General features: G+C 72.8%; 21 protein-coding genes and 1 pseudogene. 10 read left to right on the forward strand and 12 right to left on the reverse strand.

Features of this window, described 5'->3' with window-relative positions; genetic code table 11:
- A partial coding sequence (locus AC3EQ1_RS23655) for an SRPBCC family protein (protein WP_432096344.1) occupies positions 1-591 on the forward strand: 591 nt, incomplete at its 5' end.
- Between the two features lie 152 nt (positions 592-743).
- On the opposite strand, the gene AC3EQ1_RS23660 is transcribed toward AC3EQ1_RS23655, so the two are convergent.
- The gene (locus AC3EQ1_RS23660; RefSeq protein ID WP_432096345.1) at positions 744-1,403 is read right to left on the reverse strand and encodes a DUF5701 family protein; all 660 of its coding nucleotides are present in this window, start codon (positions 1,401-1,403) and stop codon (positions 744-746) included.
- 276 nt (positions 1,404-1,679) lie between these two features.
- Between AC3EQ1_RS23660 and AC3EQ1_RS23665 the strand changes: the two genes are divergently transcribed.
- On the forward strand, positions 1,680-2,348 hold the full coding sequence (locus tag AC3EQ1_RS23665; protein WP_432096346.1) for a TetR/AcrR family transcriptional regulator: 669 nt from the start codon (positions 1,680-1,682) through the stop codon (positions 2,346-2,348).
- A 63-nt stretch (positions 2,349-2,411) separates the two neighbouring features.
- On the opposite strand, the gene AC3EQ1_RS23670 is transcribed toward AC3EQ1_RS23665, so the two are convergent.
- From AC3EQ1_RS23670 to AC3EQ1_RS23690, 5 genes and pseudogenes are all read right to left on the reverse strand, one after another.
- Positions 2,412-2,780 (reverse strand): PIN domain-containing protein, encoded by a 369-nt coding sequence (locus tag AC3EQ1_RS23670; protein WP_432096401.1) that lies wholly within the window; start codon positions 2,778-2,780, stop codon positions 2,412-2,414.
- Between the two features lie 8 nt (positions 2,781-2,788).
- On the reverse strand, positions 2,789-3,046 hold the full coding sequence (locus AC3EQ1_RS23675) for a hypothetical protein (RefSeq protein ID WP_432096347.1): 258 nt from the start codon (positions 3,044-3,046) through the stop codon (positions 2,789-2,791).
- Between the two features lie 119 nt (positions 3,047-3,165).
- Positions 3,166-3,453 (reverse strand): DUF397 domain-containing protein, encoded by a 288-nt coding sequence (locus AC3EQ1_RS23680; RefSeq protein WP_432096348.1) that lies wholly within the window; start codon positions 3,451-3,453, stop codon positions 3,166-3,168.
- 250 nt (positions 3,454-3,703) lie between these two features.
- Complete coding sequence (locus tag AC3EQ1_RS23685) at positions 3,704-3,991, reverse strand: DUF397 domain-containing protein (RefSeq protein ID WP_432096349.1); 288 nt, start codon at positions 3,989-3,991, stop codon at positions 3,704-3,706.
- Positions 3,975-4,797: pseudogene (locus AC3EQ1_RS23690) on the reverse strand (helix-turn-helix domain-containing protein). Before AC3EQ1_RS23690 ends, AC3EQ1_RS23685 begins: the two are co-directional and overlap by 17 nt.
- Before the next feature lie 86 nt (positions 4,798-4,883).
- On the opposite strand from AC3EQ1_RS23690, the gene AC3EQ1_RS23695 reads away from it, so the two are divergent.
- Positions 4,884-5,411, forward strand: coding sequence for an ATP-binding protein (locus AC3EQ1_RS23695; protein WP_432096350.1), 528 nt, complete (start codon positions 4,884-4,886; stop codon positions 5,409-5,411).
- A gap of 277 nt (positions 5,412-5,688) precedes the next feature.
- Here AC3EQ1_RS23695 and AC3EQ1_RS23700 read toward each other — a convergent pair whose 3' ends face one another.
- Complete coding sequence (locus tag AC3EQ1_RS23700; protein ID WP_432096351.1) at positions 5,689-7,824, reverse strand: bifunctional glycosyltransferase 87/phosphatase PAP2 family protein; 2,136 nt, start codon at positions 7,822-7,824, stop codon at positions 5,689-5,691.
- 290 nt (positions 7,825-8,114) lie between these two features.
- Between AC3EQ1_RS23700 and AC3EQ1_RS23705 the strand changes: the two genes are divergently transcribed.
- On the forward strand, positions 8,115-8,441 hold the full coding sequence (locus AC3EQ1_RS23705; protein ID WP_351510214.1) for an antibiotic biosynthesis monooxygenase family protein: 327 nt from the start codon (positions 8,115-8,117) through the stop codon (positions 8,439-8,441).
- A 611-nt stretch (positions 8,442-9,052) separates the two neighbouring features.
- On the opposite strand, the gene AC3EQ1_RS23710 is transcribed toward AC3EQ1_RS23705, so the two are convergent.
- The 3 genes from AC3EQ1_RS23710 to AC3EQ1_RS23720 form a co-directional block, all read right to left on the reverse strand.
- Positions 9,053-9,646 (reverse strand): hypothetical protein, encoded by a 594-nt coding sequence (locus tag AC3EQ1_RS23710; RefSeq protein ID WP_432096352.1) that lies wholly within the window; start codon positions 9,644-9,646, stop codon positions 9,053-9,055.
- A complete protein-coding gene (locus tag AC3EQ1_RS23715) occupies positions 9,646-10,398 on the reverse strand; it encodes a hypothetical protein (RefSeq protein ID WP_432096353.1) in 753 nt (250 codons plus the stop codon). The genes AC3EQ1_RS23710 and AC3EQ1_RS23715 overlap by 1 nt, the downstream gene beginning before the upstream one ends.
- Positions 10,399-10,642: 244 nt before the next feature.
- Positions 10,643-12,739 (reverse strand): MFS transporter, encoded by a 2,097-nt coding sequence (locus AC3EQ1_RS23720; RefSeq protein ID WP_432096354.1) that lies wholly within the window; start codon positions 12,737-12,739, stop codon positions 10,643-10,645.
- A 618-nt stretch (positions 12,740-13,357) separates the two neighbouring features.
- Between AC3EQ1_RS23720 and AC3EQ1_RS23725 the strand changes: the two genes are divergently transcribed.
- The gene (locus AC3EQ1_RS23725) at positions 13,358-14,020 is read left to right on the forward strand and encodes an HAD-IA family hydrolase (protein WP_432096355.1); all 663 of its coding nucleotides are present in this window, start codon (positions 13,358-13,360) and stop codon (positions 14,018-14,020) included.
- A gap of 264 nt (positions 14,021-14,284) precedes the next feature.
- On the opposite strand, the gene AC3EQ1_RS23730 is transcribed toward AC3EQ1_RS23725, so the two are convergent.
- Positions 14,285-14,869 (reverse strand): TMEM165/GDT1 family protein, encoded by a 585-nt coding sequence (locus tag AC3EQ1_RS23730; RefSeq protein WP_432096356.1) that lies wholly within the window; start codon positions 14,867-14,869, stop codon positions 14,285-14,287.
- 258 nt (positions 14,870-15,127) lie between these two features.
- The gene (locus AC3EQ1_RS23735; protein ID WP_432096402.1) at positions 15,128-15,925 is read right to left on the reverse strand and encodes an ABC transporter permease; all 798 of its coding nucleotides are present in this window, start codon (positions 15,923-15,925) and stop codon (positions 15,128-15,130) included.
- Between the two features lie 601 nt (positions 15,926-16,526).
- Here AC3EQ1_RS23735 and AC3EQ1_RS23740 point away from each other — a divergent pair.
- The 5 genes from AC3EQ1_RS23740 to AC3EQ1_RS23760 all read left to right on the forward strand — a co-directional run bounded on the left by AC3EQ1_RS23740 (position 16,527) and on the right by AC3EQ1_RS23760 (position 23,134).
- Positions 16,527-17,198, forward strand: coding sequence for an HNH endonuclease family protein (locus AC3EQ1_RS23740; protein ID WP_432096357.1), 672 nt, complete (start codon positions 16,527-16,529; stop codon positions 17,196-17,198).
- 183 nt (positions 17,199-17,381) lie between these two features.
- Positions 17,382-19,331, forward strand: a complete 1,950-nt coding sequence (locus AC3EQ1_RS23745; RefSeq protein ID WP_432096358.1) for an alkaline phosphatase D family protein — start codon at positions 17,382-17,384, stop codon at positions 19,329-19,331.
- Between the two features lie 339 nt (positions 19,332-19,670).
- Entirely contained in the window at positions 19,671-21,641 is a 1,971-nt protein-coding gene (locus tag AC3EQ1_RS23750) for an FAD/NAD(P)-binding protein (protein WP_432096359.1), read from the forward strand.
- Positions 21,642-21,697: 56 nt separating this feature from the next.
- Entirely contained in the window at positions 21,698-22,168 is a 471-nt protein-coding gene (locus tag AC3EQ1_RS23755) for a DoxX family protein (protein ID WP_432096360.1), read from the forward strand.
- A 291-nt stretch (positions 22,169-22,459) separates the two neighbouring features.
- On the forward strand, positions 22,460-23,134 hold the full coding sequence (locus tag AC3EQ1_RS23760) for a DedA family protein (protein WP_432096361.1): 675 nt from the start codon (positions 22,460-22,462) through the stop codon (positions 23,132-23,134).
- The last annotated feature ends 176 nt before the right edge of the window (positions 23,135-23,310 follow it).

Raw genomic sequence — 23,310 nt, forward strand, 5'->3', positions numbered from 1 at the left:
GGGCTCGGCGGGCTCGGCGGGCTCGGCGGGCTCGGCGGCGGCAGATGCGAGGAGGGTGGCGTGCGGTACAGCGAAGGTCCGGGTGCGAGCGGCGATGTGTACATCGAAGCCGTTCCGGCACAGGTCTGGGATCTGGTGACGGACATCGGGCTGCCGGCGCGTCTGAGCCCCGAGTTGCAGCGTGCGGAATGGGTGGACGGTGCGACCGGGCCCGCCCTGGGGGCGCGTTTCACCGGGTACAACCGGCACCCGGGGCTCGGCGAGTGGCGCACGGTGTCCCATGTGGTGGCGCTTCAGGACCAGCGGACTTTCGCGTGGGTGGTCGTCGACCCGGACGGCCGGTTCGGCGAGCCGTCGGCCGACGCGTCGCACCCGCTGGCCACCTGGCGGTTCGACATCGAGCCCGAGGGTGCGGGCACCCGGTTGCGGCAGTCCGCCCGGATCGGCCCCGCCCGCTCCGGGGTCAGCCTCGCGATCGACCGCATGCCGGAGCGCGAAGCGGAGATCGTGAGCATGCGGCTCGACGAGCTGCGCACCAACATCGACGCCACCCTGCGCGGCATCAAGACTCTCGCGGAGGCGAACCGCTGAGGCGGGGGCCGTCCGCCACGACCTCCCCGGCGCCGGGGCCCCGTCCGCCATGATCTCCCCCGGTGCCGGGCCCCGTCCTCCCGGCATCCTCCCGACGGCGGGCCTCTCCGGTCCCGGGCGTCCGCGCCCCGGTCCCGGCGAGCCCGTCCTCGTTACGCCGTGCCCTGCCGGACTCCGGCCGAGGCCATACCCAGCCAGGTGTGCGGGTTGCCCTCCCAGCACCAGCCGAGCTTCGGGGCCTTCTGGCTGATCCAGATCGCCGGGACCCGGCGGTCGCCGCACCGCGAACCGCCCAGCGAGAAGCACTTGTTCTTGACCAGCACCTGCGGGAAGTGCGTGATCAGCGCGATGCCCTCCTCGATGGTCAGCAGGGTGCGACCCCGCTCGGCGATGGCGTTCATGGCGTCGTTGGGGACGACGCCGCAGAACTCCTCACCGCGTTCGACGTCGAGGAGGAGATAGGCCTTCCGGTCGGGCAGTTCGGTCTCCTCGGTGGCGACGAACCGTTCGACGGAGCCGGGCTCGAAGGAGCGGTCGACGAACCCCGGCAGGCGCCCCTTGTGCAGGACGGTTCGGGGCATCGTCTCCTCGATCGGCGCCACGTCCCGCGTGACGACCAGCAGGAACGGCACGCGGCCGGCCTCGGGGTCGTACGCACCGTCCCGCACGGCCTCGGCGCGGGTACGCAGCGGGGCCACGAGGGCGGCGAACTCCTCCTCACCGAGACCGGCCATGGCCGGGTAGCCGAGGTCCGTCAAGGTGCGGACCTGGCGGTCGAATGCGGTTCCGGCGTCGAAGGCTTCCTGGGTCAACTGGGTCCTCTCGTCGCGTTCAGGCCCGGTCCCGAGGGGCGACGGACCGGGTGAAGCTGCTGGACGGGCCGAGCTCAAGGGGGCCGCGGGTCCGACCCGAGGCTGCGGCGCCCGACACTCCGGGAGCCGACGTCCCCCGTGACGCCGCCCGCCACCGCCTGCGAGCGGCAGCGGGCGGCACCTCTACAGCTCTGCCAAAATTTACAACGGGAGTAAAATTACATGAGAGGCAAGCAAGGTGTCAACGTAAACGTACTACCGGGGTAAGATTTCTCCATGGGTATGGAGTCGAGCACCACGACGGAGAGCGCGAGCACGGCCGCGACGGGCCTGCGCGAGACCAAGAAGCGCGAGACGCGGCAACTGATCTCCGACCGGGCAACCGAGCTCTTCCTGGCGCAGGGCTTCGAAGGCACCACCATCGCCGAGATCGCCGACGCCGCCCGCGTCGCCAAGAAGACCGTGACGAACTACTTCCCGCGCAAGGAGGACCTCGCCCTGGACCACCAGGACGAGTTCGTCGCCGGGCTGGCCCGCGCCGTCGCCTCACGGGAACCGGGCGAATCCGCCTTCGCTGCACTGCGCCGCGCATTTCTGTCCGCCGTGGCCACGCAGAATCCCGTCGCGGGCTTCGCCGGACCGGAGTTCACGCGCATGATCGCGGAGAGTCCGGCGCTGTCGGCCTGCCTGCGCGGCCTGCACGACCAGCGTGAAGACGCGCTGGCCGCCGCCCTCGCCGAGGCCACCGACGCCTCCCCTGACGACATCGCCCCGCGTACCGCCGCGTCGCTGCTGGGCGGGGTGCACCGGGTGCTGTTCCGCCGCATCCAGGACCTCACGCTGGCCGGCCGCCCCGGCCAGGAGATCGCCACCGTCCTCGAGGCAGAGGCCACCGAGGCGTTCGACCTGCTCGAACCAGCCCTCGCGGGCTACGCCCAGGCCTGAGCATTCGCCGGCAAGAGCCACGGGTGCTGCGCCGTGGCGCCTCACCACGGCCCCTCGCTGCGATCAGGATGTGAGATCGAGGACACGGACCGGCTCGCCCGCCCACCGACTCGGGGCGGTGGTCGCGATGATCGCGCCATCGGGACGGTCCGGGGCGGGCTGTGCCGCGTACTGGCTGTGCGCCGCGGCCCAGGTCTCCTGTTGCGCGAGAAACAGAGCAGCGGGGAGGTCCAGGTCAACAACCGTGATGCCGGGCAAAGCGGCCAGATGCTCGGCTGTGCCCGGCCGGGCACGGTCAGCCTCGACGAGCGCGCACGCTGGGGCGTACAGAAACCAGCCCGATTCGGCGTGGGCGCGGTGGATCAATCGGGAAGCAAGGACATTGCCCTGACCGGCTGCGGCCATCGCAGTGTCGTCCAAGACGATGTGCATTGCGTCGCTCACCGGGCGTCTACCTCTGCCAGCCGCCGGTCCAACTCAGTGTCGATGTCCTGTTCCTCGGCCGGGGTCGGCGCGTAGCCGTTCCACTGCTTCAATGCGGCCCGGGCCTTCTCTGCGCGTTCGGCGCGTTCAGCCGGGGTGAGCAGGCTTTCGGCAAGACGGGCCAGGTAGGCGCGCAGCGACAGACCCTCGGCAGCCGCGATCGCAGCGAGTCGGTCTTTGGCTTCCTCGGGGATCCGGATGTTCGCGTCAGACATCATCGTGCTCCTTCCCACCCCCATAGGGTACGGGTACGTAACCGTACCCGTCACCTTAGAGTGATCCCCGAAGACCCCATGGCACGCCAGACCTCTGAACAGGGCTCCTGAATCGGAAACTAACCTGCCGCGCGGAACTCGCCCCTTGCCGCGGCGGACACGAAGGCCGCGAACGCGTCGGGAGCGAAGGCCAGGGCCGGGCCGTTCGGGTCCTTGGAGTCGCGCACGGCGACGGCGCAGGCGGCAGTGCCGACCTCGACACAGTTGCCTCCGGTGTCGCTGCTATAGCTGGACTTGCGCCACTGCGCGCCGCCGAGCGGAGCGCATTCCACGCACTCACCGCCGGTGTCACCGCTGTAGCTGGACTTACGCCACCGCGCGCCGCTCAGTTCAGGGGGGCTCCCCATAGCGTTCCTCCATCACCCTGGCAATCAAGTGCACCGAAACCCACGGAGGGGGCAGTTGTCTGCTGGGTGACCGTAGCCCCGTCGAGGGGGCTTCCGCCGGGCAGAAACTGGCCACATCCGAGAGAGGGTGGTGAACCGGTACGTGTTGATCGGCGACGGGGCACAGGCCGAGAGCTCGTGGCCCGGTCGGTCGGAGTGCGGGCGCCAGCAATAGGGCCCGCACTGTCCCCGGCGCCAGGACAGCAGGTGCTCAGACCTTCGTGGAGAACTCGCCGGTCGCCGCGGCGGTCACGAACGCCGTGAAGGCCTCCCGGCTGAACGTCAGGGCCGGGCCGTTCGGGTCCTTGGAGTCTCGGACGGCGACGGCGCAGGGGGCAGGGGCGATCTCCACGCAATCACCGCCGTCATCACCGCTGTAACTGGACTTACGCCACTGCGCGCTACCCAGCGGGGCGCACTCCACGCAATCACCGCCATGATCACCGCTGTAACTGGACTTACGCCACTGGGCGCCGCTCAGTTCAGGGGTTCTCCCCATAGCGCTCCTCCATCACTCTGGCGATCGACTCTGCCGACTCCTCCACGGAGAGTGCAGCGGCCTGTAGGTGATCGTATCGGAGCGAACGCGCCTTGGCCTCTGCCGGATTGGCCGACATGCTCGGCTGGTAACCCTCGTCGTAGACGAGATCCGGGTCATCCTCGAAGCGGAGAATGTTGAACGACCCCATGAGCCCGGCGTGGGCCCCCGCCCCGAACGGCAGCACCTGGATCTGAACCCACTCCCGGTCCTTGAAGTCCAACAAGTGGGCCAGTTGGTTCCGCATGACGTCCCGACCGCCGATGACCTGGTGCAGTACCGCCTCGCTCAGGATCACCCAGGCCAACGGCGGACTCTCCCGCTCCAGGATGCGCTGCCGCTCCAGCCGGGCCGCGACGCGTTCGTCCAACCGGTCCTGCTGGAGCACGCCGAGAACGGCTCGGGCGTACTCCTCGGTCTGGAGCAAGCCGTGCACCAACTGCGCCTGGAAGCTGTAAATGTGGCTGGCTTTCGCCTCCATCTCCGCGTACGGCTGGAACCAGGACGGCAGTTGGCTGCGGCAGCACCAGCTTGAGCAGCCGCATCAGCGCGCCGTCCGTCCCCAGTGCGGCGTCGACCCGCTGGGTGAAGGGGCGGGTGGGCAGTTTGCGGGCGGTTTCGATCTGGCCGATCAGGGAGCCGGTGCAGTAGATGATCTCGCCGAGTTGTTGTTGGTTGAGGCCCGCCGCCTCGCGGAGGCGTCGCAACTCGGCGCCGTAGTAGTCGAGTGGGGACGCGCTCGGGTCCAGGTCACGGATGTTCGCCATGGGGTACCCCCTTGCTCAACCCGCCATTGTGGCGCGTTGCGTTCGATCCGTAGCCGAGAGTAGTCGCGGGCACTGACGATGGTGCTGTGAATGTGCCAATTGACCTCGTTCCGGCCCTCGTTCGTCCGGCCCGTCAGTACCGGATGGCGTTCCTGGTCGGTGCGCACTCCGCTCGGCATCTGCGGCGGATCGTCCGTACGTATCTCCAGCTCTGGGAGATGGACGAGCTGATCTGTGCCGCCGAGCTGGCGGTGACCGAACTGATCGCCAATGTCGTCCGTCATGTGCCCGACCGGCGCTGTTCCGTGCTCGTGCTCCGGCTGCCGAAGGGGCTGCGGGTCGAGGTCGCGGACAGCTCCCCGAACGTGCCCACCATCCGTGCTGCGGAACCCTTCGAGGAGGGCGGGCGCGGGCTCGCGATAGTGGCGGCGGTCGTGGACGACTGGGGCGTGGACGTGTGCGCCGGAGGCGGGAAGACGGTCTGGTTCGAGTGCGCGTCCGCTCCCTCCGAAGGCGCGGCCGCTTCCTCCGACGGTGGCGCGGGTCCGTCAGGAAGCGATACGAGCGACGGTTCCGCAGGCGGCACCCGGTGCCGTCGCGACGCGCCGATGTGACCTGTCCGGACCAGCGCTGACGCTTCGAGTGGCGGGGCGGTCCGCTTCATCGGATGCTGAACAGTGCGGCGATCCGGCGGGGCGGTGGAGGCCGGCTACCGGCCGGTCTCCGCCGCCCCGCGTCGCTCTGCGTTGCCCCGCACCCGCTGCCCCGTCGCTCGTCCGCGCCCGCGGCCCGCCCTGTCCGCTCGACCCGCCCTGTCCACACGGGCTGCCCTGTCCTCGGCCCGCCCCGCCCGCACGGGCCGCCGTCGTTCTCCACCAGGTCATCACCAAGTCATCCACCGGCCGCGTGTTCGGGCACCGTCTCCGGCGGAACGTCGTGCGGGGGCGCCTCCCCCTCCCCCGTCGAATGCGCCTTCCCCGCCACGTGCGCCTTCCCCGCCACGTGTGGCTTCCCTCCCGCCTGTGTCTTCCCCTCCGGCTCGGTGTCCGCCTGCGGAGAAGCAGTCCCGTCCCGCGGATCCCGCGTCCTCCCCATCAGCACGTACTGGAGTCCGAAGCCCAGGGCGGCCACGAGCGCGCCGCCGACCGCGTCCAGCAGGTAGTGGTTCGCGGTGCCGACGATCACCAGCGTGGTGATGACCGGATGGACGAACCCCACCGGTTTCAGCCACCAGCGCGGGACGAGCACCCAGATGACGACGGCGCACCACAGCGACCAGCCGATGTGCAGGGAGGGCATGGCCGCGTACTGGTTGGAGATGCCGGTGAGGACGCCGAACTGCGGGCTGTCGAAGTCCTGGGGCCCGTTCAGGGTGTCGATGTAGCCGAGGCCCGGCATCAGACGCGGCGGGGCCAGCGGATAGAGCCAGAAGCCGGCCAGGGCCAGGAGGGTGGTGATGGCCAGGGCCGTCCGGGTCCACCGGTAGGCGGCGGGGCGGCGCACGTACATGAAGCCGAGCAGGGTCAGCGGTACCAGGAAGTGGAGGTTGGTGTAGGCGAGGTTCAGGGCGGTTCTGCACCACGGCAGCTGCGCGACGAAGTGGTTGAAGCCGCGCTCGACGTCGATGCCCAGGGCCTGTTCCCAGGCGACGATCTGCCGGCCGTGCCGTTCCGCGACGGTGCGCCCGCCGGTGGCCGAGATGCGGATGTACGAGTAGACCCAGTAGAAGAGCCGGATCAGCAGGAGTTCGAGGAAGATGTTGGGCCGGTCCAGGGGGCGGCGCACGCGGCGCAGCAGCGGGAGCGCGCCGAGGCGGCCGGGGGCCGGTTCCCCGTACGTGGTCGGAAGGGGCAGGGCCCAGTGCGGGTCGCGGCGCGACAGGAACGGCACGACGCAGGCCGCGACGACCGCCAGGAGCAGTGGGGCGTTCTCGCCGATGAGGCGGATGCCCTCACTGGTGGGGACGATGGCGGCGCTGCTCAGGGTCATCACCATGACGACCGCGACCGGCCACACGAGCCGGTCGGCCTTTCGCCTGCCGACGCGGCCGACCACGGCGAGCAGGATCCAGAGCTGCTGGTGCAGCCAGGCGGTGGGGGCGACGGCCACGGTGACGCAGCCGGTGAGCGCGATGGCGAGAAGCAGCTGGCCGTCCCGGGCGTACCGCGCGGCCCGGCGCAGTCCGAGGACGGCGACGACGACGGCCAGCGCGCCGTAGAGCGCCAGTTCGGCCGGTCCGCTGAGGCCGAGTCGCAGGAGGATGCCGTGCAGGGACTGGTTGTGCAGGCTGTCCGCGGGTTCGCCGAGCCCGGCGCCCGCGATGTGGTGGAACCAGTACGTGGCGGAGTCGCGCGGCATGACCGTCCAGGTCAGGGCGGAGATCCCGGCGAACGTCCCGGCGGCAGCGGAGGCCGCGCGCCGCCGTCCCGTCAGCCACAGCAGCGGAGCGAACAGCAGCACGGTCGGCTGGAGTGCCGCGGCCGTTCCGATGAGGATCCCGGCCCGGCGGTCCGGCAGGCGCGGCAGGAAGCCGAGCATCACCAGCAGGACGGGGAGGATGCTGGTCTGGCCGAGGGTGAAGGTGTTGCGGACCGGGAGCGACACCACCATCAGGCTGATCGCGACGGGCGCGGCGAACAGCGCGGTGCGGCGGGCCACCGGGAGCGGCAGGGCCCGGGCGGCGACGAAGCCGAGGGCCACGACGAGCAGCAGGGTGCCGAACGTCCAGAAAACGCCCAGCCCCTGTTCGGCCGCGCGGGTGACCGGCCGGAGGATGAGGCCGGCGAACGGTGTCCCGGCGAACGTCCCCTTCTCGTACAGCGGTCCGGGCATCCGCAGGACGCCGTGGTCGCCGGTCCAGGTCTCCAGGTCGGTGAGGCGTTGTCCGGGCGGCAGGCGCAGGACAGCGGCCGTCTGGCGGGCGGCGAGCAGGCCGGCCAGGAGCCAGAGGCCGCCGAGGATCAGGGCGCTGCGGAACCGCGGCACCTCGGCTGCCGCTGTCAGTCCGCGTCTCGGTACCGTCGCCACGCCCTGCGCTCCCGTATCAACCCGTCGTTGGGAGCAGGTCGATCGGATCGCCGAGGACCCCTGCCGCAGACGAAGGACACCAGTTCGCCATCTGAAAGCCGCCGCATCTGAGAGCCGCCGTGGGCCGCTCGCTCGAACAGTAGAGGTGGGCGGCGAAGGTCCGCATGTCGGCGACGGGGCCCTGGCTCTTCGCTCTCGGCGCCGGGGACCCGGTCGTCGCTCTCGGCGCCGCCCGTGCCGTCGCCGCCCTCGGCCGCGCCCCCACGGGGGCACTACGGCAGGATGGACGCATGAGCATCGTGAAGATCAATGTCCTGACCGTGCCCGACGAGCAGCGCGAGGTGCTGGAGAAGCGCTTCTCCGCACGGGCGGGGTCGGTGGAGAACTCGGACGGCTTCGAGTGGTTCGAACTGCTGCGGCCGGTCGAGGGGACCGACACCTACCTGGTGTACACCCGGTGGCGTGACGAGGCCGCGTTCCAGGCGTGGATGGAGGGCCCGATGAAGGCCGCGCACCAGGGCGGCGGCGAGGGCGCGCCGAAGCAGAAGCCGGCGGCGTCCGGTTCCACGCTGTGGTCGTTCGAGGTGGTGCAGCAGGCCGCCCCGAAGCAGGGCTGACCGCACCCCGCGGAGCAGAGCCCGACCGCCGGCCCACGGCCCGGGAGACGGCACCGCGGCCGGGCTCCGGGGAACGGCCGGCGCCCGCCGGGGAACCGGGGTCCGCGGTGCGGCCGCCGGCGGGTACGTCGCCCGCCGGCCGCGGCGGGCCGACGGGCGCCGGCTCGGGGGCGGTGGACACGGCTGCACCGGGTCGCACCCTGCGAAGCCACATACGACCAGTGGACGGGCGGCGGCGAGGGCCCGCAACTCGGCCCTGCCGGGTTGCGGGATACCGGAATTCGAGTTGTCGGGGTTCGGGATGCCGGGTTCGGGCCACGGTTGCGCTGAGCCCGCCTCGGCGCTCGGCGCTCGGCGCTCGGCGCTCGGCGGCAGCATGCGGTACGCGCCGCCGTCGGGCAGCGGCGGCACCCCGTGACATGACGCGGCGGGCCGGTTCCGGAGGCCCAGATCTCCTTCGGAACCGGCCCGCTGCGTTGTGCGGCGCCGAGCTGTCCATGCGGTCGGGCCGTCGTATCCGCGGGCGGACCGTGCGTGCGGCCGGTCGGTGCCCGGCCCACGGGGACAGGTGGTCGGCGCCCCGGCCCGCGGGGGAAGGCGGCCGGCGCGGCTCAGACCTTCAGCAGCCGCTGCATCACATCGCGGTAGTCGCGGAGGGCGGTGCGGAGTTGTTCCGTTCCCGCTCCGTCGCCGTCGGCCGGGCCCTCCTGCCAGGCGGTGCGCAGCAGGCGCCGGCGTTCGGCCAGGCAGGCGGTGATCCGGGCCGTCGCCTCCTCGAAGAGGGCGTCCGCCTCCTCGACGGACTGCCACGGCCCGTCGACGAATCCGATGACCGCGTTCTGGAGGCGGAGGGCGAGCTGGTCGCTCTCGGCCCGCGGCAGTACGGGTTTCACTCCGGGGCCGCCCACCCCGGTTCCGCGGACTCCGCGGCGGTCGCGGACGGCCGTCCGGTGCTCGGCGGGTGCCGCGCCTCCGGTTACGGCGCCCGGCTGACCGGTGGGAGCCGCGCCGCCGTCGGCCGGGCCGGGCTGCTGGGGCACGCCGGAGATACGGGCCGCGCGGGCCGCCCGCCTGGCCTCCACGGCCTCCGCTGCCCGGGGCGCGGCGGAGGCTCCGGCTCCGTCGGCTCCCTCGGCCACCACCGGCGCCTGCGCGGCGGGCGTATCAACCGCCCGAGCCGTCCTGCGTTCGTCGGGACGTTCCATCACACACCGCCCTTGGTTGCGCCGGGGCCACGCTGGTTCATCGCCCACGGCAGGTGCAGGCGCCCGGTGTTCGGCTTGCCGCTCCCGGCCCGGTCGGCGGCGGCCCGGTCGCGAGCCGCGGCGCGCCCCCGCGCCGTGAAGCGGCCGGCCGGACGGTTCCGGCCGCGGTGGTCCCGGGGATGGGAGGTGACGAGCTGTTCGAAGAGTGCGCGGGCGCCCACCAGGGCCTCGCGCAGTTCCTCGGTCTCCGTCGTCCGGCTCTCGGTCCCGGTCCGGCCCGCGGTCTCCGCCCGGCCGTCGGTCACGCCCCGGGCCGCCGCGTGGATGCGGCGGTATCCGCCGACCTGTTCGGCGTGGTGCACCGACAGGGCGTCGACCTGCTCGTCGTAGGCGTCCGCCGGGAAGCCGCGGTCCCGGACCAGCCGGCCGAGCAGCCGGTCGGCCTCGGTCACTGCCGCGGCGGGCGAGTCGACGAACTGCTCCTGGATGCCCGCCCATCGGGCCACGTACTGTTCCCGGGCCGCTTCGGCCAACGGCTGTACGCGCAGGTCGCCGTGGCGCCGCAGCCGCTCGCTGAGCTCCTTGTGCGCCGCCTTGGTGTCTCCGTCGTGCCGGGCGACGGCCCGGTCGTACTCGGGACCGAACCGGCGCCGCAGGCCGCTGCCGCCGCTCTGCAGCACCGGCTTGGCGAGCAGCAGCGCCACGATGACGGCAGCCGCCACGGCCAGAATGATGATTGCGCCAGTGGACATGTCGTGCCTTCCGCAGAGGTCCTCTCGTGCGAGGCTTTCATCACCGCGTGTTACCCGGCGCCCTGGCGGCAAACGCCCGGGCTTCACGCCCCTCCCGACCCCCGGACCGGCCAAAGGGGCATCAGGCCAGGTCGGTGGCTTGCCCCCAGGTGGAAGCAACAGCCATGGGAGAGCAGGGCACTCCGCACCACTGGGGCGAACAGCACCGAGAGTGATCAACGAGGCGCCGGGGACGGGCCGTTGATCAGTAGTGGTCCGGCCGGTACGGGCCCGTGGTGCGCCGGATGTCGGGCTGGTGCGGGCGCTCCCCGTCCGAGCCGCACATCTCGGCGTTCAACTCCTTGACCAGTTCGACGAGATCGGTGGGCCGGTCCGGACCCCACCAGTCGCCGAGCAGTTCGGCGAGGGATTCCTCCCGCGCCCGGGACAGCGCGTCCGCGACCTGCCGGCCGTCATGGGTCAGCACCAGCGGCAGCCCGGCCCGTACGGCGAGGCTCCGTTCCTCCAACTGCCGGGCGGCGCCGGAGATGATGCCGAGCGGCACGGTGCTGTGCTCGGCCAGCAGGGCGGGTTGGGCGCCGCCGTAGCGGCTGATGCGCAGCAGCAGCCAGCTCGCCGCCGGTTCGAGGTCGTAGCCCGCGCGCCGGGCGATCTCGGCATAGGCGTCCCGCCGTCCCTCGCGGCTGCCGAGCACCGACAGCGCCCGGCACACCTCGTCGCGCGAGGACCGCTGGACGGGGTTGCTGGCCAGCGTCTCGGTGATGTCGGGCGAGGTGACCGAGCCGCGCAGCGGGTCCTCCTTGAGGAACCAGGCGACGACGAAGGCGAGCGCCACCACCGGGGCCGCGTAGAGGAAGACGTCGGTGATCGAGGTGGAGTACGCGTGGATGACGTCCGGCTGGAGGGAGGCGGGGAGCCGGGCGATGGTCCGCGGGTCCGACTCCAGGGTGCCGAGTCCGATGCCGGGCGGGAGCTGCTTCCCGGCCAGTTCCTCCGCGAGCCGGTCGCCGAGCTGCGAGGTGAAGATCGTGCCGAAGATGGCGACGCCGAACGAGCCGCCGATGGAGCGGAAGAACGTCGCGCCGGAGGTGGCGGCGCCCAGGTCCTCGTAGCGGACGCTGTTCTGCACGACCAGCACCAGCACCTGCATGACCAGGCCGAGTCCGAAGCCGAACACCGCGAAGTAGACGCTCGTCTCCCAGGTGCCGCTGGTCTCCTCGAGCTGGTGGAGGAGGAGCAGACCGACGGCGGTGACGGCGGTGCCGGCGATCGGGAAGACCTTCCACCGGCCGGTGCGGGCGACGATCTGGCCGGAGCCGGTCGAGGCGATCAGCAGCCCGGCGACCATCGGCAGCAGGTGGACGCCGGACAGGGTCGGTGAGACGCCCTGCACGACCTGGAGGAAGGTCGGCAGATAGGTCATCGCGCCGAACATCGCGAAGCCGATGACGAAGGAGATCACCGAGCAGAGCGCGAAGGTGCGGATGCGGAACAGGCCGAGCGGCAGGACGGGTTCGACGGCCCGCCGCTCGGCGGCCACGAACGCCGTCAGCAGCAGCACCGCGAGGACGCCGAGCAGGATGATCTGCCAGGAGGACCAGGCCCAGGTGGTGCCGCCGAGCGAGGCCATCAGGACCAGGCAGGTGGCGGCCGAGGCGATGAGGAAGGTGCCCAGGTAGTCGATGGTGTGCCGGGTCGGCCGCGGCGGGATGTGCAGCACGGCGGCGATGACGAGGAGGGCGACGATGCCGATGGGCAGGTTGATGTAGAACACCCAGCGCCAGCTGAGGTGGTCGACGAAGACCCCGCCGAGCAGCGGGCCGAGCACGCTGGACGCGCCGAAGACCGCGCCGAACAGCCCCTGGTAGCGCCCGCGGTCCCGGGGCGGCACGATGTCGCCGACGATCGCCATGGACAGCACGATGAGCCCGCCGCCGCCGAGCCCCTGGACCGCGCGGAACGCGATGAGTTCGGGCATGTTCTGCGCGACGCCGCAGAGCGCGGAGCCGATGAGGAAGAGGACGATCGCGGCCTGGAAGAGCTTCTTGCGGCCGTACTGGTCGCCGAGCTTGCCCCAGAGCGGGGTCGCCGCGGTGGAGGCGAGCAGATAGGCGGTGACCACCCAGGAGAGGTGGTTCAGGCCGCCGAGGTCGCTGACGATCGTGGGCAGCGCGGTGGAGACGATCGTCTGGTCGAGGGCGGCCAGCAGCATTCCGAGGAGCAGTGCGCCGATCGTGACGAGCACGGTGCGCCGCGACTGTCCCGCTCCGGGCACCACGGTGACGGCTCCCGCACCTGTGCCGGAGCCGGAGCCGATGGGTGGGCTTGCGTCCGGAGCCATGGACGCCTCCTCGCCTGGACCGTCCGCCGCGGCACGGGTCCGCCGCAGCACGTATCCATCCTGAGCGGTCCGCCGGAGGACGGCCCGCTGAGAGGGCGCGGCGGCTGTGGAAGGGGCGCGGGGGCGGAGGAGCAGGTGGGGAGGCGCGCCCGGACGGGGGGGGAGGTGCAGGTGGGGAGGCGCCCGTACGGGGCCGGGGACGGTACGGAGCGGGTGGCGCGGGATGACGGCGGACGGGTGGAGCCGGGTGACGGAACGTGACGGGCGGACCGGGTCGGCGGGGCGCCCGGCGAGGCGCCCGGCGGAGGGCTCCGGAAATTGATGACGCCCGGGACTGGCGTCGAGCCGCCCTCGTTTGTATCGTGTAGGAACAAAGTGGTTCCGCCCGTATTTCCCTGACCGGCGGGCGGAACCACTTGGTATCCCCCGGCGTCCCCCGGTATCCGCTTGCGCACCGGCGCCGTCCGCTCCGCAGCCCGTCCCACCGGCGACCACGGACCGGCCCGCTCGGCCCTCCGCCCCGCCCCCGACGCGCCCTCGGTCCGTACCGCCCCGCAGTACCGCCCCTCCTGCCTGCCTTGCCCCTGTCCCTCCTGTCTGCCTTCCTGGAGCCTGCCGATGACGGCCACCACGCCCCTCACCGCCCGCGCCCTGCTGCTCGACATGGACGGCACCCTCGTCGACTCCGACGCCTCCGTGGAGCGCGCCTGGCGGCGCTGGGCCGGGGAACAGTGCCTGGATCCGGAGCACGTACTCCGCGACATGCACGGCCGGCAGGCGCACGCCACCATGGCGCTGCTGCTGCCCGACCGGCCCGGGGAGCTGAACCGGGCGGACGACCGGCGGATGCTGGAATGGCAGACCACCGACACCGACGGGGTCGTGGCGATCCCCGGTGCCGCCGCCCTCCTGGCGGGGCTCGCCGGGCGGCCGCACGCGCTGGTCACCTCCGCCGACGAGCACCTCACCCGGGCCCGGATGGGAGCGGCCGGGCTCCCCGTTCCGGAAGTGCGGGTCACCGCCGAGCGGGTCGGGTGCAGCAAGCCGGACCCGGAGGGCTATCTGAAGGCCGCGGCCGAGCTGGGCTTCGCGCCGGAGAACTGCGTCGTCTTCGAGGACTCGGCCGTCGGCATCGCGGCGGGCCGGGCTGCCGGGATGCGGGTCGTGGGCGTCGGACCGCGGGCCGCGGCGAGCGGCCCGACGGTTGCGGTGCCCACGCTGGAGCAGGTGCGGGTCGAGGCCGCCGAGGACGGCGGCCTCGTTCTCACCGTCAGCCACTGACGGAGGCCGGGCGGGCGCGGGGGCGATGGGCGCCTCCGGTGGTTCCCGGACGCCCCGGGAACCACCGCGCCCCGCCCCGCACCCCGGGGCCAGGGCAACCCCCGCACCCCGGGCCACCGCTACGCCGCACCTCGGAACCACCGCGACCCCCGCGCGCTCCAGGGCCATCGCCCCGCCGTACCTCGGGACCACCGCACCCCGCACCCGGGGCCACCGCCCCGCCGCGCCCCAGGGCCACCGCAACCCAGCGCCCCAGGGCCACCGCTACGCCGCGACCGCCTCGTAGAGGCTGAACCCGGCCAGCGCCAGCATCACCACGGCCGCCACCCTGGTGATCAGCCGCAGGGGGACGTACTTCATCAGGGTGCGCCCGCCCAGGATGCCGATGGCGGCCACCGTCCACAGCGCGAGCACCGCGCCCAGCCCCACGGAGACCGGGTCGTCGTAGCGGGCGGCGAGGTTGGCGGTCATGATCTGGGTGAGGTCGCCGAACTCGGCGACCAGGATGAGCATGAACCCGGCGCCCGAGACCTTCCAGAAGCTCTGGTCGGCGGGCTCGCGCAGATCCTCCTCGTCCTCCTCCTGCCGCTTGAAGAGCAGCACCAGCGCACCCGCCAGGAAGAGCAGCCCCACCACCGCCTGGACCAGCCGGTGCGGCAGCAGGGTCAGGACGCTGCCCGCCGCGATGGCGAGCGTCACATGCACGGCGAAGGCGGCCGCCACCCCCACGAAGACGTACGAGGCGCGGTAGCGGGTGCCGAGCACCAGGCCCGCGAGGGCGGTCTTGTCGGGCAGCTCGGCGAGGAAGACGACGCCGAAGGCCACTGCGGCGATGCTGAAGCTGATCACTGCGGTTGATTCCTCAATCGGTCGGGGCCGCCGTACCGAGAGACCTGCGTGAATCAGGGGTCGCTTCGGCACGGCAGCATCCATGTGGATCCATGCGGGCATGGAAGGACACTGCTGGCCGAAGGTCTCGCTGGCGCGGTACGCGGACGTACCGGCCTCCGGGCGCCGGCTCAGCCGTTCACCCTGCGCACGAGGCGCCCCACCGGAAGCGGTGGGCGGGTGGCGGGCCGGGCAGTATGTCGACGGTCCGGCGAAGAGCTACTCCCCTTCTGCTCGCCCCAGCGTACGGGACGCCGCCGGCCCGCCGTCACGGCGGTGCAGCCGGCCCCGGGCGACCAGCTCCAGGACGAGCGCGACCGCCACCGCCTGCACCACCAGCAGCGCGACCAGGACGAAGAGCTGCACCGCGCCGGCGTCCACCGGGGACGCCCCGCCCAGCAGCATCCCCACGAAGGCCCCGGGCAGGGTGACCAGGCCCACGGTCCGCGTCTGGTCGAGCCCGGGAAGCAGGGCGTCGGACGCGACGGGCCGGGCGACCTCCAGCCGGGCCTCGCGCTCCAGCAGACCGAGGGCCAGCCCGGCCTCGACCTCGCCGTACCGGGTGTGCAGCTCGTCCAGGGAGCGGCGGCCGGCCAGCACGGTGGCGGTGAGCGCGCCGCCGATCAGAATTCCGGTGATCGGGATCAGCGCGATGCCCTTGAGCGGTACGAGGCCGGTCAGCAGCAGCACGGCGACGACGGGCAGCACCCCGGCGGCGATCGGCACGGCCGCCCACCACCAGGTGCGGTTGGCGGTGATCCGGCGGCCCGCGGTGCGGACGGCGACGGCGAACATCAGGGCGATGAACCCCAGCAGCAGCGGAACCGCACGGACCACCCAGCCGATGACGTACGACACGGCCGCGAGCTGCACCGCGGCGCGGAGGCCGGCGGTGCCGATGGCGCGGGCGTAGCCGCGGCCGTCGTGGTCGGCGAGCCGGGCGACGGCGGCGACCCCGACGGCGGCAACGAGCAGCGCGCCGAGCACGATCCCGAGGGTGGGGTTCACCGGCAGCAGGGGCTCGGCGGCGAACGACTCGGCGGGCAATGGCGACGGACCCACCGTCGCGCCGGGGGCGGGCGGCCGGGTCACCAGCGGCCCGGCCGTGAACAGTTCACCGGCAGCATGCACCCGGCAACCCTACGGTCGGCCGCGCCGCGGCGGAACGGAGGACGGCGGCGCGCCCGCACCTCCTCGCCCTTCCCCGAGAGGCGCCCTTCCCTCAGAGGCGCCCTTCCCCGAGCGGCACCGACTTCGCCGGGCGTCCGTTCCTTGCGGCACACCCGGCCCCTCGGCCGTCACAACCCGCGCCGGTCTCTCGGCCTTCAAACCCGCGCCCGGCCTCTCGCCTTCACAACCGGAGGCCCGTCCGCCCCCACCGGAGGCCGCTCCCCTCCCACCGGAGGCCCGTCCGCCACCTCGGCCCCACTCTCCCCACAGCCCCGAACTCCCCCGCCGGTTCGCCGGGTGGCGATGCGTCAGGTGTGACGAGCAACCTCTTGATATGGCGTGCACATGTCGCCAGTCTGTTACGTGGTGCCCACCCCACGGAAACCCGGCACCGCGACGATGACCGGACCTCATGCGGTCATCACCCCCCACAACCCAGGGAGTTCCTATGTCTCGTACTTCCACATCCGCTTCCGGCCGACGTGGCGTCTACGCGCGTCGAATAGGGATCGTCGCCGGGGTGGCGGCCCTGGCCGGAACGGTTTTCCTGAACGGCCCGTCCGCCCAGGCCGAGCCGCCCGCCCCGCCGAACGCCGAGACCGCCCGCACCCAGCTCGAGAAGCTGAAGGTGCAGCCGGAGGGCTCGCAGGACGGCTACAGCCGGGAGAAGTTCCCGCACTGGAGCGACCAGAAGGACGAGTGCAACACCCGTGAGGTCGTGCTCAAGCGCGACGGCAAGGACGTCAAGCAGGACTCCTACTGCTCCGCGAAGAGCGGCACCTGGACCTCCCCCTACGACGGCGCCACCTGGCACGACCCGCAAGACGTGGACATCGACCACGTCATCCCGCTGTCCGAGGCGTGGAAGTCGGGCGCCCGGGACTGGACCACGGACCGGCGCGAGGACCTCGCCAACGACCTCACCCACTCGCAGCTCATCGCCGTCACCGACAACGTCAACCAGGGCAAGGGCGACCAGGACCCGGCGAAGTGGCTGCCCTCGAAGAAGAGCTACCACTGCACGTACGCCCGGATGTGGGTGTCCGTGAAGCACACCTACGGCATGACCGTCGACTCGGCCGAGAAGAAGGCCCTCAGCGGCATCCTCAAGGGCTGCTGACCCACCCGCCGCAGGGTCCCGGCACGGCCCCGCCGCGCCTCGGCGCGTCCCGGCCGGCCGGGGCCCGGTGGCGGTGCGCGGAGAACCCACCGGGGGAACTCCCGAAGAACCTCCGGAGGGAAACTACCCGCTTCCCTCCGTCGTTCCGTACCGTACGGGGCGACGGAGGGAGGGCGGACGCCCATGGCGGGACTGCTCCTGGGACCGCTCCTGCGGTACGTGGACGAGCACAGCGCGACCGTATGGATCGAGACGAGTCGTCCGTGTGACGCCGAAGTCGTCTGCGACGGCGGCTCGGGCGGCGGCGCGGCACGTACCTGGCAGGTCGCCGGCCACCACTACGCCCTGATCACGGTGATCGGACTCGAGCCGGGCACCAGCACCCCGTACCGCGTGCGGCTGGACGGGCAGGAGGTCTGGCCGCCGCCGGAGGACACCCGTCCGCCCAGCGCGATCACCACGCTCCCGGCCGGAGCGGACGGCCCGCTGCGGATCTCGTTCGGCTCCTGCCGCTGGGCCGCGCCCCCGCACGGCGGCGCCGCCGCCCGCGCCGCGGGCCGGGCCGTCCGCCACGATCCGGTGGGGCCCGACGCACTCGACCTGCTGGCCACCCGGCTCGCCGACGCACCGGACGCCGAACGGCCGGACGTCCTGCTGCTCCTGGGCGACCAGGTCTACGCGGACGAGACCTCGGCGGCGATGCGCCAGTGGATCGCCACCCGCCGCGACCTGAAGGAGCCGCCCGGCAGCCAGGTCGCGGACTTCGAGGAGTACACCCGCCTCTACTACGAGTCCTGGCTCGACCCGTCGGTGCGCTGGCTGCTGTCCACCGTGCCCAGCTGCATGATCTTCGACGACCACGACGTGATCGACGACTGGAACACCAGCGCGGCCTGGCGGGAGAAGATGCACGCCGCCCCGTGGTGGGAGGAGCGGATCCTCGCCGGGTTCATGTCGTACTGGGTCTACCAGCACCTGGGGAACCTCTCCCCCACCGCACTCGCCGCCGACCCGCTGTTCACCCAGGTCCGGACGGCGGCGGACGGGACCGAACTGGTCCGCGAGTTCGCCGCCCGCGCCGACGCCGACCCCGGGAACACCCGCTGGAGCTACCGGCGCGACTTCGGCCGGACCCGGCTGCTGATGGTCGACACCCGGGCCGGCCGCGTGCTGGAGGAGCAGCGGCGCGCGATGGTCGACCCGGACGAATGGGCGTGGGTCCGTGACCAGGTGACCGCCGGCGGACCGGGCGCCTACGACCATCTGCTGATCGGCACCTCGCTGCCGTGGCTGCTGCCGCCGGCCATCCATGACGCGGAGCGGTGGAACGCCGCGCTGTGCGCCGGGGAGCGGGGGCGGCACTGGGCCCGGATCGCCGAGAGCCTGCGGCAGGCGGGCGACCTGGAGCACTGGGCGGCGTTCCCGTCGTCCTTCGACGCGTTCACCGAGCTGGTCGCCGCGGCGGGCAGCGGGCGGAGCGCCCCGGCGACGGTCTGTGTCCTCTCGGGCGATGTGCACCACGCGTACGTCGCCGAGCCGCGCTGGCCGGAGGATGCGGAGAGACCGGGAGGTGCGGAGAGACCGGGAGGTGCGGAGAGACCGGGAGGTGCGGAGAGACCGGGGGGCGCGGAGAGACCGGGGGAGCTCGGGGATGCCCGGGAGCCCGGGAGCGCCCAGCGGCCCGGGGACGCCCAACAGGCCGGTGGCGTCCAACAGGCCTGGGATGTCCCACGGCCCGGCGGTGCTCACGAGGCCGGGGATGCTCCATGGCCCGGCGCTGCCCAACAGGCCGGTGGATTCGTGCCGCAGGCCCGGATTCTGCAGCTGACCTGTTCACCGGTGCACAACAGCGTTCCGGCCTCCATGAAACTGGGATTCCGGTTCGGCTGGAGCCGGGCCGGCCGGTGGGTGGGCCGGGCGCTGGCCCGGCACGCGCGGGCAGCCGAACCGGCGATCGGCTGGGACCGGACCGGCGGGCCGTGGTTCGGCAACCAGTTGATGACGCTGACGATCCGCGGGCGGACGTCGAACCTCCGCCTGGAACAGGCCCGGCAGGAGAGTGACGGCCGGACCTGGCTGGAGCAGGCGGCCGAGAGCGAGGTCAGCGGGCCGGGGGGCGCTCGGCGCAGCTGACCCGTTCCGCATGCTCAGCCGTTCACGGTCGAGGGGCGGCCGATTCCGTTCCCTCGACCGCTTCCCCGTCCGTTTCCTCGACCGTCCCCTCTTCCGCTTCCCGCCCGTTCCCTCGACCGTTCCCGTCATCCGCTCCCCCGGCCGTCCGCTTGCCCGTTCTCATCCCCCTGTGGTCCGCAATGGCCGACGATCGCCCGCGATCCTCCACGATCACCCGTGATCCGAAGTGATCCATCCCACACCGAAGAGAGATCCTCCGATCAGGGCTTCGAAGTCCGGTGGGGCGGGCGGCATGATGGCCTCTTCGCTTGAGCCCCAGTTGCCTCGGGAGAGTCCGTCTTGGCCGGAGAGCACCACGCCATAGCCCTCGTCGGAGCCGGCCCCCGCGGTACGAGCGTGCTGGAACGCATCTGCGCCTCGGTCCCGGAGTTGCTGCCCGGCGGGCGCCTGACGGTTCATGTGGTGGACCCGGCTCCGCCGGGCGCGGGGCAGGTCTGGCGCACCGACCAGCCCGGCGAACTCCTGATGAACACGGTGGCCTCGCAGGTGACGCTGTTCACCGACCCCAGCGTGGAGTGCGAGGGACCGATCCGTACCGGCCCGAGCCTCTACGAGTGGGCCGCGTCGCTCGACGCCCGCTGTCCCGATGCCGCGCTGCTCGCCGAGGCGCGGGCCCTCGGCCCCGACGACTACCCGAGCCGCGCCTTCTACGGCCACTATCTGAGCTGGGTGTTCCACCGCATCGTGGGCGGGGCGCCCGCCTCGATGGACGTGCGGATCCACACCTCCCGCGCGGTGCGGCTGGAGGAGCGGGCCGGCGGCGAACAGCGCCTCACCCTGGAGAACGGCCACGAACTCGCCGGGCTGGCGGCGGTGGTGCTGGCCCAGGGCCATGTGCCGGTCGTCCCGGGCGAGGCGGAGGAGCGTTTCTCTTCGTACGCGGCGGAACACGGCCTGGGCTACCACCCGCCCGCCAACCCGGCCGATCTCGACCTCCGCCGGATCGCCCCGGGCGAGGCGGTGCTGCTGCGCGGCCTGGGCCTCAACTTCTTCGACCATGTCGCGCTGCTGACCACCGGCCGCGGCGGCGCGTTCCGCACCGCGGCGGACGGCACGCTCCGGTACCACCCCTCGGGGCGGGAGCCGCGGCTGTACGCGGGCTCGCGCCGTGGGATCCCGTACCACGCGCGCGGCGACAACGCGAAGGGCGCGTGCGGGCGGCACGAGCCGCTGCTGCTGACTCCGGCCGTGATCGCGGCGTTCCGGGCCCGGGCGGACCGGGGTGACTACCCGGACTTCCTCACCGAGGTGTGGCCGCTGGTCGCCAAGGAGGTCGAGACCGTCCACTACGAGGCGCTGCTGACGGCCCGCGCGGCCGCGGCGCCGGTGACCGCGCCGCTGTTCCGGGAACGCTTTCTGGCCACTGGCCACGGCAGCGCGGAAGAGGCCTCCGTCCTGGACGCGTTCGGGATCGCCGAGGACGAACGCTGGTCGTGGCCGGACGTGGCCCGCCCGCACGACGGCCGCACCTTCACCGGCCGCGGCGACTTCCGGCAGTGGCTCCTCGCCCACCTGCGGCAGGACGCCGAGCACGCGCGGCTCGGCAATGTGGCCGGTCCGGTCAAGGCCGCGCTCGACGTGCTGCGGGACCTGCGCAACGAGCTCCGGCTGATCGTGGACCACGCCGGGCTCTCGGGCGCCTCCCGCCGCGACCATCTCGACCGCTGGTACACCCCGCTCAACGCGTTCCTGTCGATCGGACCGCCGCGCCGCCGGATCGAGGAGATGGTGGCGCTCGTCGAAGCGGGTGTCCTGGACGTGCTCGGACCCCGGCTGGAAGTCCGGCCCGGAACGCCGGGCGGCGGCGCGTGCTTCACCGCGTCCTCGCCGGAGGTGCCCGGCTCCGAGGTGACTGTGACCACCCTGATCGAGGCCCGGCTGCCGGCCACCGATCTGCGCCGGACCTGCGATCCGCTGCTGGCCCAGCTGCTCAAGACCGGCGCTTGCCGGACGCATGTGGCCGACGGGTACGAGACGGGCGGGCTGGACGTCACCCGGCTCCCGTACCGGCTGGTGGACGCGGAAGGGCGGCCCCATCCGCGCCGGTTCGCGGTGGGCGTGCCGACCGAGGGGGTGCACTGGGTCACCGCGGCGGGCGCCCGGCCGGGAGTCAACTCGGTCACACTCGCCGACACCGACGCGGTGGGCCGGGCCGCCCTGCGGGCCGTGCAACCCGGCGCTCCGGCCTTCGGGACAACGCGCAAGAAACCGGATCCACGGCCGAATATTGAACTTGCAAGTATTGATTAGGCCTACCTAACGTGGGCGCTCATCGGTTCCGTCCCCACCGAAGGAGTCCCCCAGTCATGTCTTCAGCCAGCCCACTGAGAGCCCGCCTCGACGGCGCGCAGCCATACGCTCTCGGCCTGTTCCGCTTCGTGATCGGCCTGCTCTTCGCCTGCCACGGGGCCGCCTCGCTGTTCGGCGTGCTCGGCGGTGCGATGGGCGGTGGCACCGTCCCGACCGGCACCTGGCCCGGCTGGTACGCCGCCGTGATCCAGCTCGTGGGCGGCGCCCTGGTCGCCGTCGGCCTCGGCACCCGGACCGCCGCGCTGATCTCGTCCGGCTCGATGGCCTACGCCTACTTCGTCGTTCACCAGAGCGCGGGCCTGTTCCCGATCCAGAACGACGGCGAGCCCTCCGCGATGTACGCCTGGACCTTCCTGCTCCTCATATTCACCGGCCCCGGCGCGTGGGCACTGGACGGCCTGTTCGGCGGCCGTGACCGGACGACGGCGCCGGCCGCCGCCCCGGCCGAGCAGCCGAGCACCGTCTGACGACCGAGCACCGTCTGACGACACCGACGCAGCAGCGTCTTCCGCGGGCCGGGGTACTCCCCGGCCCGCGGCCGTTTGCTGGCTCACGCCCCTTCCGGTTATGGCCTCCGCGCCCATTCCGGTTATGCCGCCCGGCGTCCCGAACGCGGGCATCCGGGTGAGAGTGCTCCGACATCGCCCCATCCCCCGGCCGATCTCTCCCCAAGGCCCAGGCGTACGCTGTATGGCTATGAAGGCCGCCCCTGCCGCTCCCCTGCGACGTCGCGGCGGGGGACCGGACAGGGAGAGACGTTGCTCGCGAATCTGGGGTCGCTGGCCCTCACTCCGTGGATCTACGTGATCGTCGGGATGTCGGTTCTGCTGGACGTCTTCCTTCCCGTGCTGCCCAGCGGTGTGCTGGTGATCGCCGCCGCCACCGCCGCGGCCGGCACCCGGACCGCGGCGGGCGCCGTCTCCGCGACGAACGGCGCGAGCGCCGATGTCCCCGACATCCTCGGGCTGCTGCTCTGCGCGGCCACCGCCTCCTGCCTCGGCGATCTGGTCGCCTACCGCCTCGCCTGGCGCGGCGGCGACCGGCTCGACCGCGCCATCTCCCGGTCCCGGCGGCTGACCGCCGCTCAGGCCCGGCTGGGCAACGCCCTGACCCGGGGCGGCGGCCTGCTCGTCCTCGTCGCCCGCTTCGCACCGGCCGGACGGTCGGTGGTCAGCCTCGGCGCGGGCGCCATGCACCGCAAGGCCGCCGAGTTCCTGCCGTGGTCGGCGCTGGCCGGGCTCGCCTGGGCCGGATACAGCGTCGGCCTCGGCTACTTCGGCGGCCAGTGGCTGGGCGCGACCTGGCTGGGCGCGGCCGTCTCGGCGCTCGCCCTGTTCGCCGCCGGCGCGGGGGCGGCGTACGCGCTCCGGCGGCCGAGCACCCGACGGACCCCGCCCCCTGCCGCGGGGGCAGCGCCGGCCGCCCAGCAGTGAGCGGCCGGGGCGGCCGTACCCCCCTGCGGCCGTACCCTCTGTGGATCACGCCGGGTACCGGGCACCGGCGCGCCCGCGTAACGGCCCGGCCCCGGTATCCGTCCGCGGCCGGCGTCGGCGGCGAGGCCCCCACGACCTCGCCGCACGTGCCACCCGGCGCACCGGCACCCCGGCCC

Source organism: Streptomyces sp. bgisy100 (assembly GCF_057709105.1).

Excerpts from the sequence above, each read along its gene's own strand:
- AC3EQ1_RS23740 (WP_432096357.1), top strand. The coding sequence starts at position 16,527 with ATGTCTCGTACTTCCACATCCGCTTCCGGCCGACGTGGCGTCTACGCG.
- AC3EQ1_RS23725 (WP_432096355.1), top strand. The coding sequence starts at position 13,358 with ATGACGGCCACCACGCCCCTCACCGCCCGCGCCCTGCTGCTCGACATG.
- AC3EQ1_RS23675 (WP_432096347.1), bottom strand. The coding sequence starts at position 3,046 with ATGTCTGACGCGAACATCCGGATCCCCGAGGAAGCCAAAGACCGACTC.
- AC3EQ1_RS23720 (WP_432096354.1), bottom strand. The coding sequence starts at position 12,739 with ATGGCTCCGGACGCAAGCCCACCCATCGGCTCCGGCTCCGGCACAGGT.
- AC3EQ1_RS23755 (WP_432096360.1), top strand. The coding sequence starts at position 21,698 with ATGTCTTCAGCCAGCCCACTGAGAGCCCGCCTCGACGGCGCGCAGCCA.
- AC3EQ1_RS23670 (WP_432096401.1), bottom strand. The coding sequence starts at position 2,780 with ATGCACATCGTCTTGGACGACACTGCGATGGCCGCAGCCGGTCAGGGC.
- AC3EQ1_RS23710 (WP_432096352.1), bottom strand. The coding sequence starts at position 9,646 with ATGGAACGTCCCGACGAACGCAGGACGGCTCGGGCGGTTGATACGCCC.
- AC3EQ1_RS23680 (WP_432096348.1), bottom strand. The coding sequence starts at position 3,453 with ATGGGGAGCCCCCCTGAACTGAGCGGCGCGCGGTGGCGTAAGTCCAGC.
- AC3EQ1_RS23715 (WP_432096353.1), bottom strand. The coding sequence starts at position 10,398 with ATGTCCACTGGCGCAATCATCATTCTGGCCGTGGCGGCTGCCGTCATC.
- AC3EQ1_RS23685 (WP_432096349.1), bottom strand. The coding sequence starts at position 3,991 with ATGGGGAGAACCCCTGAACTGAGCGGCGCCCAGTGGCGTAAGTCCAGT.
- AC3EQ1_RS23745 (WP_432096358.1), top strand. The coding sequence starts at position 17,382 with ATGGCGGGACTGCTCCTGGGACCGCTCCTGCGGTACGTGGACGAGCAC.
- AC3EQ1_RS23665 (WP_432096346.1), top strand. The coding sequence starts at position 1,680 with ATGGGTATGGAGTCGAGCACCACGACGGAGAGCGCGAGCACGGCCGCG.
- AC3EQ1_RS23705 (WP_351510214.1), top strand. The coding sequence starts at position 8,115 with ATGAGCATCGTGAAGATCAATGTCCTGACCGTGCCCGACGAGCAGCGC.